This is a genomic window from uncultured Duncaniella sp., from assembly GCF_910578445.1.
In the GTDB taxonomy this organism is placed as follows: domain Bacteria; phylum Bacteroidota; class Bacteroidia; order Bacteroidales; family Muribaculaceae; genus Duncaniella.
Genome location: NZ_CAJTQC010000004.1, coordinates 72,503 through 90,868 on the forward strand (window position 1 = coordinate 72,503; position 18,366 = coordinate 90,868).

Annotated in this window: 14 protein-coding genes; 5 read left to right on the top strand and 9 right to left on the bottom strand. The window is 48.2% G+C overall.

What is annotated here, in order from left to right:
• Positions 1-13 precede the first annotated feature (13 nt).
• The 3 genes from QZ311_RS03525 to glmM are packed head-to-tail and all read left to right on the top strand — an operon-like array spanning position 14 to position 3,080.
• Positions 14-1,060 carry a bifunctional oligoribonuclease/PAP phosphatase NrnA gene (locus QZ311_RS03525; protein WP_297063951.1) on the top strand — a complete coding sequence of 349 codons (1,047 nt, stop codon included), beginning with the start codon at positions 14-16 and terminating at the stop codon, positions 1,058-1,060.
• Positions 1,061-1,108: 48 nt separating this feature from the next.
• Positions 1,109-1,681 carry a DUF4827 family protein gene (locus tag QZ311_RS03530; protein WP_297063952.1) on the top strand — a complete coding sequence of 191 codons (573 nt, stop codon included), beginning with the start codon at positions 1,109-1,111 and terminating at the stop codon, positions 1,679-1,681.
• Between the two features lie 13 nt (positions 1,682-1,694).
• The gene (gene glmM, locus QZ311_RS03535; RefSeq protein ID WP_297063957.1) at positions 1,695-3,080 is read left to right on the top strand and encodes a phosphoglucosamine mutase; all 1,386 of its coding nucleotides are present in this window, start codon (positions 1,695-1,697) and stop codon (positions 3,078-3,080) included.
• A 102-nt stretch (positions 3,081-3,182) separates the two neighbouring features.
• Here glmM and QZ311_RS03540 read toward each other — a convergent pair whose 3' ends face one another.
• From QZ311_RS03540 to QZ311_RS03560, 5 genes are all read right to left on the bottom strand, one after another.
• Positions 3,183-4,034 (bottom strand): hypothetical protein, encoded by an 852-nt coding sequence (locus QZ311_RS03540; protein ID WP_297063960.1) that lies wholly within the window; start codon positions 4,032-4,034, stop codon positions 3,183-3,185.
• A gap of 580 nt (positions 4,035-4,614) precedes the next feature.
• Positions 4,615-5,865, bottom strand: a complete 1,251-nt coding sequence (locus tag QZ311_RS03545) for a glutamate-5-semialdehyde dehydrogenase (protein WP_297063963.1) — start codon at positions 5,863-5,865, stop codon at positions 4,615-4,617.
• Positions 5,866-5,952: 87 nt separating this feature from the next.
• Positions 5,953-7,062, bottom strand: a complete 1,110-nt coding sequence (proB, locus tag QZ311_RS03550) for a glutamate 5-kinase (protein ID WP_297063966.1) — start codon at positions 7,060-7,062, stop codon at positions 5,953-5,955.
• A 22-nt stretch (positions 7,063-7,084) separates the two neighbouring features.
• On the bottom strand, positions 7,085-7,870 hold the full coding sequence (gene proC / locus QZ311_RS03555) for a pyrroline-5-carboxylate reductase (protein WP_297063969.1): 786 nt from the start codon (positions 7,868-7,870) through the stop codon (positions 7,085-7,087).
• A 150-nt stretch (positions 7,871-8,020) separates the two neighbouring features.
• Complete coding sequence (locus tag QZ311_RS03560; RefSeq protein WP_297063971.1) at positions 8,021-9,178, bottom strand: DUF5123 domain-containing protein; 1,158 nt, start codon at positions 9,176-9,178, stop codon at positions 8,021-8,023.
• A 307-nt stretch (positions 9,179-9,485) separates the two neighbouring features.
• Here QZ311_RS03560 and guaB point away from each other — a divergent pair, with 307 nt between their 5' ends.
• A complete protein-coding gene (gene guaB / locus QZ311_RS03565; protein WP_297063974.1) occupies positions 9,486-10,964 on the top strand; it encodes an IMP dehydrogenase in 1,479 nt (492 codons plus the stop codon).
• A gap of 220 nt (positions 10,965-11,184) precedes the next feature.
• On the top strand, positions 11,185-13,086 hold the full coding sequence (locus QZ311_RS03570) for a peptidylprolyl isomerase (protein ID WP_297063978.1): 1,902 nt from the start codon (positions 11,185-11,187) through the stop codon (positions 13,084-13,086).
• 74 nt (positions 13,087-13,160) lie between these two features.
• Here the strand turns inward: QZ311_RS03570 and QZ311_RS03575 are convergent, their stop codons facing one another.
• Genes QZ311_RS03575 through QZ311_RS03590 form a run of 4 tightly spaced genes read right to left on the bottom strand, consistent with a single transcriptional unit; the run spans position 13,161 to position 18,361 of the window.
• A complete protein-coding gene (locus tag QZ311_RS03575; RefSeq protein WP_297063981.1) occupies positions 13,161-13,985 on the bottom strand; it encodes a LicD family protein in 825 nt (274 codons plus the stop codon).
• Positions 13,982-15,433: a lipopolysaccharide biosynthesis protein gene (locus tag QZ311_RS03580; RefSeq protein ID WP_297063982.1), complete on the bottom strand. Its 1,452-nt coding sequence runs from the start codon at positions 15,431-15,433 to the stop codon at positions 13,982-13,984. The genes QZ311_RS03575 and QZ311_RS03580 overlap by 4 nt, the downstream gene beginning before the upstream one ends.
• Positions 15,426-16,547 carry an NAD/NADP octopine/nopaline dehydrogenase family protein gene (locus tag QZ311_RS03585; protein WP_297063985.1) on the bottom strand — a complete coding sequence of 374 codons (1,122 nt, stop codon included), beginning with the start codon at positions 16,545-16,547 and terminating at the stop codon, positions 15,426-15,428. Before QZ311_RS03585 ends, QZ311_RS03580 begins: the two co-directional genes overlap by 8 nt.
• Positions 16,544-18,361 (bottom strand): aminotransferase class I/II-fold pyridoxal phosphate-dependent enzyme, encoded by a 1,818-nt coding sequence (locus tag QZ311_RS03590; RefSeq protein WP_297063990.1) that lies wholly within the window; start codon positions 18,359-18,361, stop codon positions 16,544-16,546. Before QZ311_RS03590 ends, QZ311_RS03585 begins: the two co-directional genes overlap by 4 nt.
• Between the last annotated feature and the right edge of the window lie 5 nt (positions 18,362-18,366).

Sequence of the window (18,366 nt, forward strand, 5' to 3'; positions counted from 1 at the left end):
CTTTGCGCTCATTATGGCAGAATTCAAAAAACAGCCCCGGTTTCACACCGTAATCGACCAATCGCTGATCGAGACAATCAAGCAGTATGTGCTGGTGTCGCGCGACATCGTCATAACCTGCCACGTCAGTCCTGACGGCGACGCGCTCGGCTCATCGTTCGCCTTATGGTATGTCCTGAAGGCCCTTGGCAAATCAGTCAATGTGGTCACAGCCGACTGTGCGCCCAAAACGCTTCTGTTTCTCCCCGGTGTGCGCGAACTTGTCGCTGCAACCCGCCAGAACGACCGCGCACATGAACTCATCGCAAAGGCCGACCTTATTTTCTGCATGGATTTCAACGACCCTGCACGCGTTGACCGGCTTACTACCCCGCTACAGGACTCAAAAGCGAAAAAAATAGTAATCGACCATCATCTCGAACCACGCATCGAGGCCGATGTGATAATTTCACGTCCGGAGGTGTCGTCGACCTGCGCTCTCCTCTATATAACACTCTGGCAGGCACAGTGGACGAGATACCTCAACCGCAGCTCAGCCGCATGTATCTACACAGGCATGATGACCGATACGGGAAATTTCTCATACAATTCAAACGACCCCGACCTCTATCTCATCATCTACGACCTGATGCGCAAAGGAATCGACAAGGACAACATCTACAAACTTGTCATGAACACCTCATCAGAATCACGCGTGAGAATCATGGGCTACGGACAATACCGCATGCAGCTTCTTTCAGACCACCGTGCAGCCATCATCACTCTAAGCGAAGAGGAACTGAAGGAGTTTGACTACAGCAAGGGCGACACCGAAGGCCTTGTCAATATCCCACTTTCCATCCCTGAGATAACCTATTCGGTATTTCTGCGCGAGGATGCCAAAGACTGCGTGAAAGTTTCGATGAGAAGCAAAGGTGATTTTTCTGTCAGCCGGATATGCGAGGAAAACTTCGATGGCGGAGGCCACACGAATGCCGCCGGAGGAGAATTCCACGGACCGCTCAGCGAAGCACTGGAAAAACTGCTTGAAGTAATCCCGTCATACGACAGATATCTCTGACCATCAATCCAGACAAGAATATTTTAAAACAACGATAATAATCCATCAATGAAGAAACTTCTTTCTCCAATAATCATGCTTATCGGGCTCACACTGGGCTTCACATCCTGTGACGACTCAAAGAGCTATGCCGAACTCCTTCAGGACGAAAATCAGGCTGTCAACAAATTTCTGGTTCAATATCAGGTTGTCGACAACCTCCCTGAAGACGGAAAATTTGAAATCGGGCCTGACGCTCCGTTCTACAGACTTGACGAGGAAAACAACGTCTACATGCAAGTGCTTTCAGCCGGCACGGACGAAAAGCCGGAAAAGAACGACCGTGTATATTTCCGCTTCACACGCTACAACATGTTCTACTATGTTGTCGGTGGCGACAATACCCTTCTCGGCTCAGGAAACGCCGACGGCATGAACAATGCTTCGACCTATTTCCTTTTCGACAACCTGACGGTCTCGGAATCCACCCAATACGGCACAGGAATCCAGTTGCCAATGAAATATCTCGGCTATAACGCAGAAGTGAACCTCGTCATCAAGTCGCAGGACGGCCCGATAGACGAGATTTCATACGTCGTGCCCTATCTCTATCACATCCGCTATTTCAAATCAATGATATAAAAACCACCAAGCCATGTCACTTATCAAGAGTATTTCGGGCATCCGCGGAACAATCGGCGGTGCTCCCGGCGACGGACTCTCGCCACTCGACATCGTAAAGTTCACAGCTGCCTACGCAACGTTCATAGCTGCAAACACTACACGCGAAAACCGCACTATTGTTGTCGGACGCGATGCACGTCTCAGCGGAAAAATGGTCAATGACATCGTTGTCGGCACATTGACGGCAATGGGCTTCGATGTAATCAACATCGGACCGGCATCTACCCCGACTACTGAAATAGCAGTGGTAGCCGAAAAAGCCTGCGGCGGCATCATCCTCACAGCGAGCCACAATCCCAAACAGTGGAATGCGCTCAAACTTCTTAACGAAGATGGTGAATTCCTCAACGACGCACAAGGCAAAGAAGTGCTCCGCATCGCAGAAGAGGAAGCATATAAGTTTGCAGAAGTCGACGACCTCGGTCACGAATACACCAACAACACATATAACCTCCGTCACATCGAGCAGGTGCTCGCTCTTGACCTCGTCGACACCGAGGCCATCCGCAAAGCGAACTTCACAGTGGCTGTCGACGCTGTCAACTCTGTTGGCGGTGTGGTCATCCCTCAGTTGCTGCGTGCACTTGGCGTGAAGAACATAATCGAACTTAACTGCGAACCCAACGGCAAATTCGCACATACGCCCGAACCTATTCCTCAGAACCTCACCCAGATTTCATCGCTCATGGCCGACGGACGCGCGGATGTTGGCTTTGTGGTCGATCCCGATGTTGACCGTCTTGCAATCGTGATGGAAAACGGAGAGATGTTTGTCGAGGAATACACACTTGTCTCCATCGCAGACTATGTGCTTGCCCATACACCCGGATCGACAGTGTCGAACCTCAGTTCTTCACGTGCGCTCCGCGATGTCACCCACCGTCACGGATGCGAATATTCAGCTGCAGCAGTCGGCGAAGTGAACGTGACTACAAAAATGAAGGAAACCGGAGCAATCATCGGTGGCGAAGGCAACGGTGGCGTAATCTATCCGGCAGCTCACTATGGTCGCGACGCACTCGTAGGTGTGGCACTCTTCCTCTCTCTGCTTGCCAAGAGCGGAAAGAAAGTCAGCGAGCTCAAAAAAACCTATCCGGCCTACGAAATCGCTAAAAACAAGATGGAGCTTACACCGGAAATCGACGTTGATGCCATCCTCGCTGCTGTCAAAGACAAATTTGCAGGCGAACAAATCACTGACATCGACGGTGTGAAGATTGATTTCGAGGATTCGTGGGTTCACCTCCGCAAATCAAACACCGAACCGATCATCCGCATCTACAGCGAAGCTGCGACAATGGCCGAAGCCGACGCTCTCGCTCAGCGAATCAAAGATATCATAGCCGAGATGATCTGAGCATCTTGACTTAATGAAACCAAAAAGGCGTTCACTGTGAATCATACGGTGAACGCCTTTTTATATTTCTATCTTTTATATTTCTATACTGTAGAATCTTTATCAGGACTCCTTGACCTCATAGAAATATTCACAATTCTGTTCTTTGACAGTCACGCCTTCCCATGTGCCATGTCTTACTGTCGAAACATTCAGGCCAAGTTTTGCCGAATTGAGCGAACCGGGCGTATTGTCTATTTCCATCTTTATCACAGGCGACGACTTATCAGTTTTATTCCATTGAAGCCTTGACACTGTTGCCTCAAGAGTCGAATTAACCGATGAAGCATGAGCCGAAGCGGTTATAGTCAGGTCAAGGGTCGAAGCAGTGCCGGAAGCAGGAGTCCAATAAATCTCCGACTGCGGTACGGCAATCGTGAAATGATCGAGCGAACTGACCTGAAATGTCCTATCGAGTTCTTCACCAGTAGAAGAACGGCCCTTGACATTAATATCGAGCGTCACCATGCAGTCAAATTCAGGCATTTCAGCAAAGACAATATGCTGTATGTTGTCAGCGATTATAATCTGGGCATCGCGACTATCCTTTTGAATCAAGTTTCCATAGAGAGCGAAGTTTACCCTGCCTTTGGTTATGTAACTATCAAGCGAGACTTTAAACTCAAGCGTCTCCCCTGAGAAGGGCTTCTGCATGATTCCTTGACCATTGGCAATAAGATCGACAGACCTCAGCACAACTCCCTTCGACGCTGTCATTCTGACATCCGACAGGCGGATTGTCACTTCTCCGGTAGTAGTCATCCACGAGCCGGCAGCAGGATTCGAGGTTACGTCGGATATGATTTTTACCTTAGATGTATCAATCGGAGAGAGTTCCGGACTGTCATGGTCGTTCTTACAGCCTATGGCAAGAATGCCGGCAAGAAAAATGATTGGTAAAAGCTCTTTTTTCATAGCAAAGTATCGATATTTGTCACCAATGACCCGTTGGAGAGAATTTTAAGTTAGCGTTTATAATATATAGAATGAAACGTGAGTCAACTATGTTACTTTTCTGTTTGAATACCGAAGGCGAATCATTTGAATGCATCTCTAACAATAGCAGCCCACACTCTATAAGCGCTAAAATCACCTTATGCCTGACCATGATTTTTTTACAACCTCTTAATCAAACCATCATGCGAACATAACGTTTCGCGTCTATTTCAACCCGACAAAACTCTCATGTCTTGCCACAAATGTAATTAAAATATAGGACTAATCCTAACATTCACAGCAAATCCACAGAATAAGGACAAAAAAATAATTGAAAAAATATTTATCCTCAATGAACCATCTGTCGACAGCTGCGTTATAATGATATAGAAAAATTACTTTTTCCATTGCAAGAAATGTGATAATGATTGGTTTATTAACGAACTAAGGCTGTCGGGATGACAGCCTTTTTCGTTGTTAGGACCTCCATTCCGCGAATGGACAATCACCTACCACATATTTAATTATTATACCTATTATATTACAGGTTCTATAATCGCTACGGGCGAGTCTGGCCGTTGCCGTTAATGAAATAGCGGTAGGTTGTGATTTCGCGAAGCCCCATCGGGCCACGAGGGCCGAGTTTTTGAGTGCTGATACCGATTTCCGCACCAAGTCCGAACTGAGCACCGTCGGTGAAACTTGTCGGAGCATTGACATAGACGCAGGCCGCGTCCACCGATTGCTGGAAACGGTCGGCAGTCTCGGAGTTATCAGTAATAATACATTCGCTATGTCCCGACCCATAGCGTGCGATATGTTCAATAGCCTCGTCAACCGACCCTACCGTACGGATTCCCATTTTATAGTCCATCCACTCCGTCGAATAAGTCTCTGAGTCGGCATCGTGCAGAAGAGTCTCCGGATAATGACCGGACAAAGCCTCGCGCGATGCTTCATCAGCGAATATTACGACATTTTTTTCAGCCAATCGCTCACACAACAGATGCAGATCAGCCAAACGGTCATGATGGACGAGCAGAGTGTCAAGGGCATTGCACACGCTGACCCTACGAGTCTTTGCATTGGTGATTATGTCACGCCCCATTTCAATATCTCCGTTTTTGTCAAAATAAGCGCTCACGACTCCGGCTCCTGTCTCTATGACGGGGACACGTGCATTGTCGCGCACAAAATCTATCAGCCGACGGCCACCGCGAGGGATGCAGACATCCACATAGCCCACCGCCCCAAGCATCGCAGCCGTGGCCTCGTGAGTAGAAGGCAGAAGGCACACACAATCAGTGTCAACCCCACATTCACCCAACACCCGATGTATCAGCGAGACAATAGCCTCGTTGGAGGCCGACGCATCAGAGCCACCTTTCAGGACACAGGCGTTACCACTGCGGAAACAGAGCGAAAATACATCGAATGTCACGTTGGGGCGAGCTTCATAAATCACGCCTATAACACCGAAAGGCACTCTCACACGACGCAGGCGCAGACCGTTGGGCAAGGTTCGGTCTTCAATCACCTCGCCTACCGGCGAAGGCAATGCCGCCACATGGCGGATATCACCGGCGATTGCGTTAAGACGCTCAGGCGACAACTGCAGACGGTCATAAAGGGGATTTGACCTATCCATGCGCGAGAGGTCTTCAGCGTTTGCACGAAGGATGGCATCATGCGATGAATCTACCGCATCGGCCAGACGCATCAGGATTTCAGCCCTGCGGGCATCAGTCAACGACATAAGCGAGCGTGAAGCTCTCTTGACATTTGATAAAAGAAGTTTTATATCAGACATTTCAATGAATCAAATTAAATAATACGCTTCCAGACCGTCAGCATGTAACAGGCCAAGTGACCATCACTAACGAACGGCCAATTCAGCTCACTCGATAAACAGATAATCATAATGGACCACCGGACGTCCTCCACGCTTCCCGAGAAGACCGGCAACCGCAGAACTTGAAAGAGAAGCACGACCGACACCTATCACATCACCCCGGTCGGTGGTGAGCGTCACAATATCGCCCTCCTCCCATTCGCCGTCAATTGCCGTCACGCCTACCGGGAGCAGGCTGACAGCACGGTCGCTGCGGAGAGCAGAGGCAGCGTTGTCGTTCACACGGACAATGCCTTTGGCAAAACTTCCGCTATGGGCAATCCACCGCTTGATATTGCTCAACGGTTCGGGACGCGGCTCAAACAGAGTGTGAGAAGTAGATTCAGGTTTCATTATCACATCGACCAGCACTCCGGGACGGTCGCCACGGGCTATGCAGACACTCACGCCCTCTTCAGAAAGCTTACGGGCAATCCCACACTTTGTCCCCATGCCACCGCGACCGAATCCGCTCTTGGTCGACACGACATTGGAACTGACATCCTCACCCGGTCTCACAACCGGAATCAGACTTGAATCCGGATCAGATGGATTTCCATCATATATCCCATCGACATTCGAGAGAATCACGAGCATATCAGCATCCATCATGGCGGCAATAAGCCCGGAAAGTTCGTCGTTGTCCGTAAACATCAGCTCTGTCAGACTCGCCGTGTCGTTTTCGTTGACAATCGGAATCACACCGTTTTCGAGCATTGTCTGCATGCACGCGCGCTGATTGAGATAGGAAGTGCGCGATGAGAAATTTTCTTTCTGTGTCAGCACCTGACCTACCACATAGCCATATTCGGCGAAGAGCGAATTATACAGATTGATAAGGCGTATCTGGCCTATGGATGAAAAAAGCTGCCGTTGTGCTACCGCATCAAGCTGACGCGAAGGCTTCAGCGCTCCACGCCCACAGGCAACAGCACCGCTCGACACGAGTATCACCTCATGGCCAAGCGACCGCAGAGCTGCAATCTGGTCGACAAGAGCCGACATATTTGTGACATTCGGCTTTCCGTCGGGCCGGGTCAGCACATTGCTGCCGACCTTGACAACTATGCGCAGACTGCCTGCGACTGATGGCTTGGTATCTTTTTCGTCATTCATAACTGTCAATAATATCATAAAATTATTTTACAGATGCTTTCAGTCCACGTATCACAGCAGATGAAAAACCGGCATGCTCCATTTCGTTAAGACCTCGTATGGTGATGCCGCCGGGAGTTGTGACCTTGTCGATCTCACGTTCGGGGTGTGCGCCTTCGACCGAAAGCAAAGCGGCTGCGCCACGAATGGTCTGCACCACCATCCGCTGAGCCGCATCGGCCTTGAATCCAAGCTCGACCCCACCCTCGACAGCCGCGCGGACATAGCGCATTGCGTAAGCTATGCCACACGAAGCAAGAGCCGTGGCGGCAGGAAGATGAGCCTCATCGATAACCATTGTCTCACCAAGGCAATCAAACACCCCGACCACTTCAGAGGTAAGATTGTCGGTGGAGTTTACCGGCACAATAAAAGTCATCGACTGTGCTACGGAAACGGCCGTATTAGGCATCGCAATCAAAAGACGTGCTTCTCCTGAATCGGACCGAGACAGCCATCCGGCCATCTGAGCCCCCGTCAGACCGGCTGCAATCACAACGACACTCTGACGTTCATAATCGAGAGACTCCTTGATTTCGGTCAGTACCTTTTCGACGACCCACGGCTTGACCGCAACAATGACAATATCTGCTTCCCTACATGCCTCGACATTGTCGGAGGTCACATAAGCGCCTGATTGCGAAAGGACTTCAAGAGGGGCTGATGATGGATTCGATACTGAAACACTGTATTTATCCTTGCCATACTTGAGCAAGCCAGAAGCGACAGCACCACCCATCGCACCTGCTCCGATAATAGATATTTTCATATTCTTCTGAACATTTGCATTTGACACAAAGTTAGCGATATTTACGTGAATATCCATTGAGAATAATGCAAAAAAATAAAACCGGCCGATTAGCGAGAATGCTAACCGGCTGGTTTTCATTATTAAATATCTATTTTTTCAGGATTCAAATCATTTGATGATGACTTTGCGCACCTCAGTGCCCTGACGGCGAATGAAAAGACCGTTGGAGGGATTGTCAACACGCACGCCCTGAAGGTTGAAATATTCAACAGGAAGGTCGGAATTGTCAGTTCCAATGTTTTCAATTGCCGACTGACTGCCATCGTAAGGCACAAGCCAACGTGGAGCACCGGTCTGATACTGAGCCTGCTGTGTCGACGCACCGATAGTGAAATTGCCAGCAGCCGCATCGGCAAATTCGGGATTTGAGGTCAAAATAGTTTCGCTCTTATCATAGCCAGCCTCACTTGCCGAAAGGTCCTCGCCATCGTTAAAATAAGTATTGTAGGCAAATTCCATCGGGTTGCTGCCATTGAAACGCCCTCCGGCCATACGGCGGATAATGTCCTTGCCACAGTCAAACCATATATTTTTCTGAACGTCGAACTTGGAATACTTCATACCGGCAATTCCGTTATAGTTGCCCCACTGCCCGTCAGCCTTAAGGAGATTATAGAAAGTATTGTCGAGATATGTCATTGACTGAAAATCAGCCTCCTTATCAAAACCATAGCGGTCAAGACGGGCGTTGTTATTGTAGCGGATAAAATATTTTGCCACATCACCGTTTCCACAGATGGTCGAATTTCTGACTGCAAAGTCCTTCGCGCCACCGGCCTTAAAAGAAATGAGGGCTTCATTCTCGACAGCGGTCGTAGAGAGTGACATGGTGGTATTATCAAAGGAGAGGTCTACGACGCAATACTTGACATTATTGTCGTAGAAAATCGAATTCTTCAGATTATTGACTGTAAGGTTGCTGACCGCCACACTGTCGACACGATAAAAATCACTCAAAAGTTCCACCGAAGGAGTAGCGCTCATGAGAATAAAAGGAGCTTCAAGAGCCGAAGCGTCAATAGTAGCACCGTTTCCGTTGATTATCAGACCGGCAGCAGGCTCAATGGAAGCACTAATTGTATAAGAGGCTTCCGGAGCAAGATTCACGGTAATCCGGCCTACAGTCTCATGAGCGGCCTTGGCCTCTGAGACGGCAGCAGCTATATCAGAGCCGGCAGCAGGCGAGACAACAATATCGTTGGCAGCGGAAAGGCTTCCGAAAGTAAGGAAAAATGCAGTGGACAGGAGTAGATGTTGATGTTTCATGTAATTGATGGGATTAGTTAAGTTAAATTCATCGTATGATAGCGGGGAAATGATATGACATTAAAGCACCCGTTTCATAACAAAAGACAAAGATATGCAAAAATCGTGAAAGCAGAGCGGCTTTCATATGTAAATTTAACCGATGACCACAGAGTCATTGAACACATCAGAGTATCAGCGACAAACGAAGCGGCAGACTGCGAAAAAGTTGGAAGCGGTCTCAAAATTAGATGAAATATCCCTATATGATTTTCTTCAAATGTGAAAAAAATGATTAACTTTGCACGCAATAAATTCTAATCGTTATATGTCATTTATTGCTGATCGAGTAAAAATGGACGGACTCACATTTGATGATGTCCTCCTTATTCCGGCTTATTCGGAAGTTCTTCCCCGTGAAGTCAACCTTAGCACCAAATTTTCCCGCAACATCACGCTCAACGTACCCCTTGTCTCAGCCGCTATGGACACTGTGACCGAGGCAGCGTTGGCTATTGCAATCGCCCGCGAAGGCGGTATCGGCGTAATCCATAAAAACATGCCGATTGCAGAGCAGGCCCGTCAGGTACATGCGGTTAAACGTGCTGAAAACGGCATGATCTATGACCCTGTAACCATCAAGCGCGGAAGCACCGTTGCCGATGCCCTCAACATGATGAAGGAATATCATATCGGTGGTATCCCCGTTGTCGATGAAGACCGCAAGCTCGTCGGCATCGTTACAAACCGCGACCTCCGTTTCGAACAGAATCCAATGCGCCTCATCGACGATGTGATGACCACAGAAAACCTCATTGTCACCAATCAGTCGACAAACCTTGACGAAGCCGCACAGATTCTTCAGCAGCATAAGATTGAAAAGCTCCCGGTTGTGGACAACGACAACCGCCTTGTCGGACTCGTAACCTATAAAGATATAACCAAGGCCAAGGACAAACCATATGCCTGCAAGGATAAGCTCGGCCGTCTGCGCGTGGCAGCCGGTGTCGGCGTCACAGGCGACTCGATGGATCGCGTTGACGCACTTGTCGAAGCCGGAGTCGACGCTATTGTCATCGACACAGCCCACGGTCATTCAAGAGGTGTGATCGGAGTCCTCAAAGCCATCAAAGAAAAATATCCCCACATTGATGTCGTGGTCGGAAACATAGCCACCGGCGAAGCTGCCAAGTTCCTTGTTGAGAACGGAGCTGACGGCGTAAAGGTCGGCATCGGTCCGGGTTCAATCTGCACCACCCGTGTCATTGCAGGCGTAGGTGTGCCCCAGCTCAGCGCCGTATATGACGTTGCAAAGGCCCTCAAAGGCACAGGCGTTCCCCTCATCGCCGACGGTGGCATCCGTTATTCAGGCGACATCGTCAAGGCTCTCGCAGCCGGTGCATACTCAGTGATGCTCGGCGGAATGCTCGCAGGTGTCGAAGAGTCTCCCGGCGACACTATCATCTACAACGGACGTAAATACAAATCATATCGTGGCATGGGCTCTCTCGAGGCAATGGAAAAAGGCTCCAAGGACCGCTATTTCCAAGCCAACGAGACAGATGCGAAAAAACTTGTGCCGGAAGGCATTGCAGCCCGCGTCCCCTACAAAGGTCTGCTCTACGAGGTTGTCTACCAGATGCTCGGCGGTCTCCGCGCAGGCATGGGATATTGCGGCGCTCCTGACATCGAACACCTCCACGAAGCCAAGTTCACCCGCATCACAAATGCAGGCGTGGCTGAAAGCCATCCCCACGATGTGGCAATCACATCAGAAGCACCGAACTACAGCGCTTCTGCACGATAAGCCACAGACTCAAATCGTCTTGAAATAATACCTGAGATGACAGACACGGCTGTGCCGTTGCCTGTCATCTCTGTTTTTTACCTACCGACAAGTTCAAGTCACACCAAAGGGGGCAATAAAGAGCAATCATCCACGTTAGATATATGTAACTATCCTTAAAACCAATCACGGTCATACGTCACATATTCCCATGAAGAAAAAAACGTTTATCATGTCCGCCATGGCAGCCACGGCAATTCTCTCGGCCACCGCAGCCAAAACCACTGACCCGGTAGTGATGACAGTCAACGGCAAGGACATCAGACAAAGCGAATTTGAATACCTCTATCAGAAGAACAATCTTCAACAATTAGCACCTCAGACCCTCGACGAGTATGTCGATATATTTGTGGTCTACAAACTCAAAGTAGCCGAAGCCGAAGCTGCCGGTCTCCATCTGACCGATGATTTCCGCAAGGAATTTGACAGCTACTGTGCAGAATTGTCGAAACCCTATCTGAGCGATTCGCTTGTCAGAAAACGTCTCATCAACGAGGCATATGGCCGCATGTCTACCTCACGCAAAGTAAGCCACATCATGTTGCCAATCGGCGCAACATATGATGAAAACGAGGCTAACCGCCAGCGTCTCGACAGCATCAGGAATGCCATTGTCAACGGTGCTGATTTCGGAGAAATGGCCGTGAAATATTCATCGGACCGTTCAGCGCTGCGCAACAAAGGCTCAATGGGCTACATAAATGCCAACCGCTACCCCTACCCGTTTGAGCTCGCCGCATATACCACACCCGTAGGAGAAATATCGCAGGTGATTGACGATGCGCCTTTCGGCTACCATATAATAAAGGTGGAGGATGAGCGTCCGAATCCCGGAAAAGTCGAGGCACGCCACATACTGAAACTCACTCAGGGTCTTTCGCCGGAAGACGCTGCCGTGAAGAAAGCTCAAATCGACTCTATCCATACACTCCTTGTAAACGGGGCTGATTTTGAGGCGCTCGCCCGTCAGGAAAGCGAAGATCCGGGCTCGGCCGCACTCGGAGGCCGTCTCGGAGCATTCGGTCCGGGCGAGATGGTCAAAGAATTTGAAGACACGTCATTCGGACTTAAGGACGGCGAGATTTCTAAACCGTTCCGCACCGCATACGGATATCACATCGTGCAGACTCTTGCACACCGCGGTGTAGGGAGCCTCGAAGATGAACTCCAGTCAATCCAGACTGCAATCAACCGCGACATGCGTTCGTCGCTTCCCGAAAAAGAACGTCTCACCCAGCTCAAAAACAGCTATGGCGTAAAAGTCGACTCCACAGCGCTAATGGCTGTAAAAGCAAGGATGGCAGGAAGCAACGACGCCGCGTCAGCTCTTGACACGGCCAAGGATGCCGGAGAGGTGATTGCAACCATCGGCGGAAAGCCTATCACAGCAGCCCAAGTCTATGAATCAATACCCGACAATGTGAAAAATGGCGCGAAAGACGCATTCACTGTCTTCAACCAAGGCCTGAACCATCTGATTGATGAAACGACAGTGAAAATCACGCGCGAACGCCTCGCACAGGAGAATCCTGAATATCGCAACATCGTCAATGAATACCGCGACGGAATCCTTCTCTTCGAGATAAGCAACCGCAATGTGTGGGAACGCTCGACAACCGACACAGAAGGACTTGCAAACTATTTTGCAGCGAACCGCACGAAATACACATGGGATGCCCCGCACTACAAGGGATATGTCGTTTTCGCGACCTCCGATTCTATCGCAGAAGCCGCAAAAAGCTACCTTGCATCGACCTCGGTTGAAAAGGACTCACTCGTCAGCAAGCTCAGCAAGAATTTCGGACGCGATATAAAGCTCGAACGTGTGGTGACAGGCAAAGGCGAAAATGCAATCGTCGACAATGTTGCTTTCAACGGCCAACGCCCCGAAGCTCCGGGCAAATGGGTGGCTTGGTTCAGCTATGACGGACGAGTAATCAATGCTCCCGAAGAAGTAGCCGACGTGCGTGGCGCTGTCACAAGCGACTATCAAGCAGAACTTGAACAGAACTGGGTCAGCTCGCTCAGAAAGAAATATAAGGTCAAAATCAATAAAGGTGCGCTTAAGAAAATAAGCAAATAAAATCAGTACAGCACATATACATAACATCAGCGGCAGTCCATCGATGGGCTGCCGCTGATGTTGTGCATATACTGTCATTTATAAGATATATCCGAGATATGTGGGACAATTGAATCCAATGGGGGGATTTTATGGAAATCACCATAAATCTGCTCCAGATAATGCTCGGCATTTATCGGAACGGGCAACTCGGTGTCCTCAAATTTTGTCAACCGCGTAGAGACGACATCACTTTTGAACCGTGGACGATGGAAGGCTGTGCCCGGGAGATGACGATACTGCCCGTTACTTACTAAGCCGTCAACTAATGAGATAAGACGCAAAAGCCCTTTGGTCACCAACAGGCGCGAAAAAGCAATCGTAGCCCTGCGCAAAAAACGATTACCGATGTATTGAGGACGATAGAGGAAAAATGTCTGAAGCTTTCCGCCTAACTTATATAGGTTCAATGAACCACTCGGTCTGATAGCGAATATGTCAATGAAAACACCCCTGTACCGATAATTTCTATCAGTATCAGGAATCTCATGAATCACACTACGGGTATCACGGATTTTAGCAAATGGCTGTACGTATTCGAAATCGGATCGGGAATCCTGCCAGACGAGGTCACCTCCATCATAGGCACGCATCACACGACGGAGTTTTTTAAAATCGTCCTCCAGCATTTCCAAATCCACATCATCATCCCAAGGGATAAAACCTCCGTGACGAAGCGCACCGATACATGTGCCGGAACTCAACCAATATTTTATATTGTTCTCAACACATATGCGGTCAATCTTCTTCAACATGTCAAGCATCAGTAACTGATGACGTCTTAACGGAGATCCGTCAGGATTGAAACGGCTGCGCAATTCCTGCTGTAAAATCGGGTCTATCATAGAGGATGAAATCATTCGACAGAAACTTCTTGTTTTCTTAGAAAACGCATCATCACCATCTTTATTTCATTTATGACTTTTAATTTAAAAGCATAAGCAAGCGCAATATAAATGGCAGCAAATATCACGACTGTCACAACAAAGTGGCATGTCAGCAGAATTCCAAGCAAATAAGTCAATGAAAAGGCGACGGCTGTCAGCAAAAGCAAGGGAAGAGCATCACGGAGCTGCATCGAGAATTTGTAGCCTGTATGGCGGGAAGCAAGCAATGCGTTGACCATGAATATATTGAAATTACTCAATGTCATTCCCCAAAGCAACCCGTAGATTCCATAATTCATGCCGACAAACAAACAAAGCAACAGGAAACTCCATTTATATATGCTCCAATGGAACAGAAGACGGCTCTTGCCTTTGGCTGCTACAGCAAAAAAATTGGTGTTCTGCAGGCATATGAAGAGGCCTCCTACGCATAGAATCTGGAAATATGGCGCACAGGCGCTCCATGTATGTCCCCACAGACATACGATGAGGGGATGTGCCACAAGAATCAGCACAGCCATCAGAGGAAATATCACCGATGATATAAGACGGGTGTTGAGACCAAGCATTTTAATCAACCTGTCATCGTCGTCCTGAACTGAAGCATAGACAGGAAACATTACCTGCACAAGAATATTAGGCAATGTGTATGAGGCTATTCTGTCAAGCTTCGAGGCCTGAGAATACAGACCCATCGCTATAGCCGAAAACCGCTTTCCGATAATCACTCCCTGTAGATTCTTGCATATTTCCTGCAGAAGTCCGGCTGCAAGAAGATAGCCGCCGAAACCGAACAGCTCTTGCAGGGACTTGCGAGAAAAAACCGCCGACGGCATCCACCCTGTAACCACCCACAGGATGACAGCCAGAATAGAACTATAGCCAAGCTGAAGCACAACGAGACTCCAGACTCCAAGTCCGGAATAGGCAGCCACAATAGCCAATATGCCACTCACCGTGTAGGCACAGAGATTGGCACATGCAAGCTTATTAAGCTCAAGCTGCTTGCGAAGTCTATTGGTCTGAATAAGCGAGAATGCGTTGGTAATCAGAATCAGGCCAATGACCCTCAGCAGGTTACAAAGTTCCGGCAGATTAAAAAACTCCGCGACTAAAGGCGCAGATAAAAAGATTACGCCATACAAGATTACAGCGATAAATATATTCCAATAAAAAATCGTGGAATAATCAGTCTGAGTCGGTTTCTTTTTCTGAATGAGAGCAGCCGCAAATCCACCGTCAATGAGCACTTGGGAAACGACAAGGAAAATCTCAATCATTCCTATCGCACCGAATTCACGAGGCAGCAGCAGACGTGCCAGCACGAGATTAACCCCGAACTGGAGACACATGTTGCCTATCCGGTCGACAGTCGACCAGACAGTCCCTTTCATCGCCTTATGACCAAGCGAATCAGACATTGAATGTCGATATGAGTTTCGTTATAACCGGACCGTTAAGACACCGGATCGCCGCCGTGTCTTCACTCTCTGCTATTTCAGCGCCACTGAGCAAATGTTTCCCGGTCAACCCTTCATACCAATGAAGTATCATATCAATAGTCGGGGTCGGGATATGATTAATCTGCGCCATATACTTTATAAGCATCATACCCAAAGGTATATCCTCTTGAAAATACCTATTGTCGTAATCCGGGACATACATTCCGTCGGAAGTAGGTTTAGTCGGAGCATAGATGCCTTTGAACGCAACAATCGAACGAATTTTTCTTGTCAGCGATGCCGCATCGACCGACTCATAATAGTCCAGCAACGACGGTATGACAGACTGTTTTATCCCTATTGATTTCACAAGCGACTGAAATTCATTGTCGCAAGCCATCAGTATTTCAGAGCTTTCGTCGGTCCAATCCTCATAGAAAAGAGGAGGGGCAACAAACGGATGCTCCGGATTGAAATCACGGAACAATGTGTAGAGGCGCGCAGGATGAAGAATCGGATTACTGTTTGTCAGCATTGCTTCAAGCGGATGACTCAGACCAACTATCCGGGTATGAAGCATATCCTCAAACAGACTTGTATAGAGCGGGGCATCACTTACGTTCCAGTATGCTATATTCAGTGATTTTTTGTAGCCAAGCAAATAGGCGGAATGTCCGTAGTCCTTCAGGCGAGAAATGTAGGGAACGCGCTGAAAACCAAACAGTCTCGCGTCTTCACCAAGGACATCAATTCCGGTGATAAAAAATCCGGTGGATGAAAACACGCTCCCGACAATAGCCGAAGCGGAGAGATGGGGTTTTATTTTTAAAAGCTCATCATAGAGGGCTGTCCCCGGGAGACAAAAAAATATGATGTCGGATTCAGGAATCACCTCACCGGCTTTATCGGAAACTTTGTTAAGATGTCCCGCAAATATCTTTCCGTCGGGATCAATCACCGTCATCTCATCGCCCCACTTTTCAGGCCGACGAGTCAGAATGTTGACACGATATCCTCCTGAAGCGGCAATTCCGGCAATAACCGAGCCAAGACTGCCACCACCACAGATACATATTGTTTTTTCTTCAATCATCTTCCTAATGTTTTAAGAGCGTCAATCAACAAGGCGTTATCCCTACGGTCGCGAATCGCGATACGCACATATTGCCTTCCGTCGACAAAGCCTTTTTTGTTCGAACAATCCTTTATCAGAATATTGAAATCCGCGAGAAGGCGCAATGTCAACTCATAGGATGTGAACCTGTCGGTCACTTCACAAAGGAAATAGTTGGCCTGCGAAGGTATTACCCTCAGATAAGGGATAGAGGCCAGCTCAGCAAAAAATATTGCGCGTTCGCGACGGAATCTATCACAGGAGGCAGCATAATCATTCTCATACTTGCCATAAATCTGCATATAATATTCCCCGAAGGAATTTATGTTCCAGATGGCCACGTCTTTCTTCAGACGGCTAATGAGCGATTCATCTGACGAAGCAAGCACTCCAAGACGAAGACCGGGGACTCCATAGGACTTGGATATGCTCTTCATCACACACAGATTCGGGTAGCGTCCAAGTATTTCGTTATCAAGAAGGGTATTGGCAAATCCATCGTCGGAGAAATCGACAAACGACTCATCAACAATAAGCCGGATATTTCTGCCGGCACACCATTCGGCCAGTCTGACAAGCTCGGATTTTTCAATAAAATTGCCCGATGGATTGTCGGGATTGACAATGAGCAATGCAGATATGTCTTTATCGCCGAAATAAGCCATCAAATCGTCGGCTGAATATGAAAAATCGTCATTTCCGGGATAGTACACCACCCGTTCCGACTCTCCTATTCTGTTGGGATATTCCTCGAATGTAGGATAAGTGACTCCGAGATTCCCTTCAAGATTCTCCATCAGGCTTTTAATCAGCTCGGCAGCACCGTTGCCGACACAGATATATTCCTGCCTGATACCAAAATATTTACCTGCAAGCATCGAATTAACACCCATGCCGGAAGGATATTGACGGAGAAGGGTATCGAAATTAGCCTTCATCTCGTAGACCATCTTCTGTGTCGGGAAGTAGGGATTGACAAGATAGCAGAAATCAAGCATTCCGGAATAGCGCCAATAGCCACCAAAGCTGTGCTGCATCTTTTGAAGGCGCAATGAGGCATCGGCAAAAATGGTCTCGGCTATGCGGAGATCCTGCACATCGTCGATCTCATACCATTTCCTATCGGCAATATCGACCGCTTTTATATCGCAGTTGTCAATCAGCGTCATTACGCGCAACACCTGCTCGTAGTACTCATTGTTACCCATCGCCTTGATATATGCTTCAAGAAACGGGAGATAACGCTTTGATGAAAATTCACGGCTGAACTTATAGATGTTTACCGTCTTATAATAGCTGTCGGTATCATCATATTCAAACGCCGACTTGGGGATAAAAGTGACGATATTGTCGTTTGAATCCTTACAAATCATAGTCCCGTCCATCCACGGCTGGTATTTGGCAACCAAAGCAAGATTTGGATATGACGAATATATGGCACAGTCGATAACACTATCTTCAAAGATAAGATCCGATTCAAGAAGAAGAGTGTCGTCCTCCATCAGATAGTCTTTAGCAAGCCAGAGGGAGTATATATTGTTTGTCTTGTCGTAGACCGGATTCTCCACAAATTCAATATCCAAGGAAGGATAGGCAGTGCGCAGATAACCCATTAAATTTTCCCGTTCATAACCTACGACAATAACTATTCTCTTCAGGTCAAGCGCAGAAAGGCGACGAACAACCCGGTCTATGAGTTTTTCGCCATTAACTTCAAGCATACATTTCGTATTACCTTTCGTCAACTCTCCGAGGCGACGCCCCATACCGGCTGCCAGAATTATAGCTTGCATATAAC

Bases quoted from the DNA above. Each gene is read 5' to 3' on its own strand.
- QZ311_RS03525 (WP_297063951.1), top strand. From the start codon at position 14: ATGGCAGAATTCAAAAAACAGCCCCGGTTTCACACCGTAATCGACCAA.
- QZ311_RS03530 (WP_297063952.1), top strand. From the start codon at position 1,109: ATGAAGAAACTTCTTTCTCCAATAATCATGCTTATCGGGCTCACACTG.
- glmM (WP_297063957.1), top strand. From the start codon at position 1,695: ATGTCACTTATCAAGAGTATTTCGGGCATCCGCGGAACAATCGGCGGT.
- QZ311_RS03540 (WP_297063960.1), bottom strand. From the start codon at position 4,034: ATGAAAAAAGAGCTTTTACCAATCATTTTTCTTGCCGGCATTCTTGCC.
- QZ311_RS03545 (WP_297063963.1), bottom strand. From the start codon at position 5,865: ATGTCTGATATAAAACTTCTTTTATCAAATGTCAAGAGAGCTTCACGC.
- proB (WP_297063966.1), bottom strand. From the start codon at position 7,062: ATGAATGACGAAAAAGATACCAAGCCATCAGTCGCAGGCAGTCTGCGC.
- proC (WP_297063969.1), bottom strand. From the start codon at position 7,870: ATGAAAATATCTATTATCGGAGCAGGTGCGATGGGTGGTGCTGTCGCT.
- QZ311_RS03560 (WP_297063971.1), bottom strand. From the start codon at position 9,178: ATGAAACATCAACATCTACTCCTGTCCACTGCATTTTTCCTTACTTTC.
- guaB (WP_297063974.1), top strand. From the start codon at position 9,486: ATGTCATTTATTGCTGATCGAGTAAAAATGGACGGACTCACATTTGAT.
- QZ311_RS03570 (WP_297063978.1), top strand. From the start codon at position 11,185: ATGGCAGCCACGGCAATTCTCTCGGCCACCGCAGCCAAAACCACTGAC.
- QZ311_RS03575 (WP_297063981.1), bottom strand. From the start codon at position 13,985: ATGATTTCATCCTCTATGATAGACCCGATTTTACAGCAGGAATTGCGC.
- QZ311_RS03580 (WP_297063982.1), bottom strand. From the start codon at position 15,433: ATGTCTGATTCGCTTGGTCATAAGGCGATGAAAGGGACTGTCTGGTCG.
- QZ311_RS03585 (WP_297063985.1), bottom strand. From the start codon at position 16,547: ATGATTGAAGAAAAAACAATATGTATCTGTGGTGGTGGCAGTCTTGGC.
- QZ311_RS03590 (WP_297063990.1), bottom strand. From the start codon at position 18,361: ATGCAAGCTATAATTCTGGCAGCCGGTATGGGGCGTCGCCTCGGAGAG.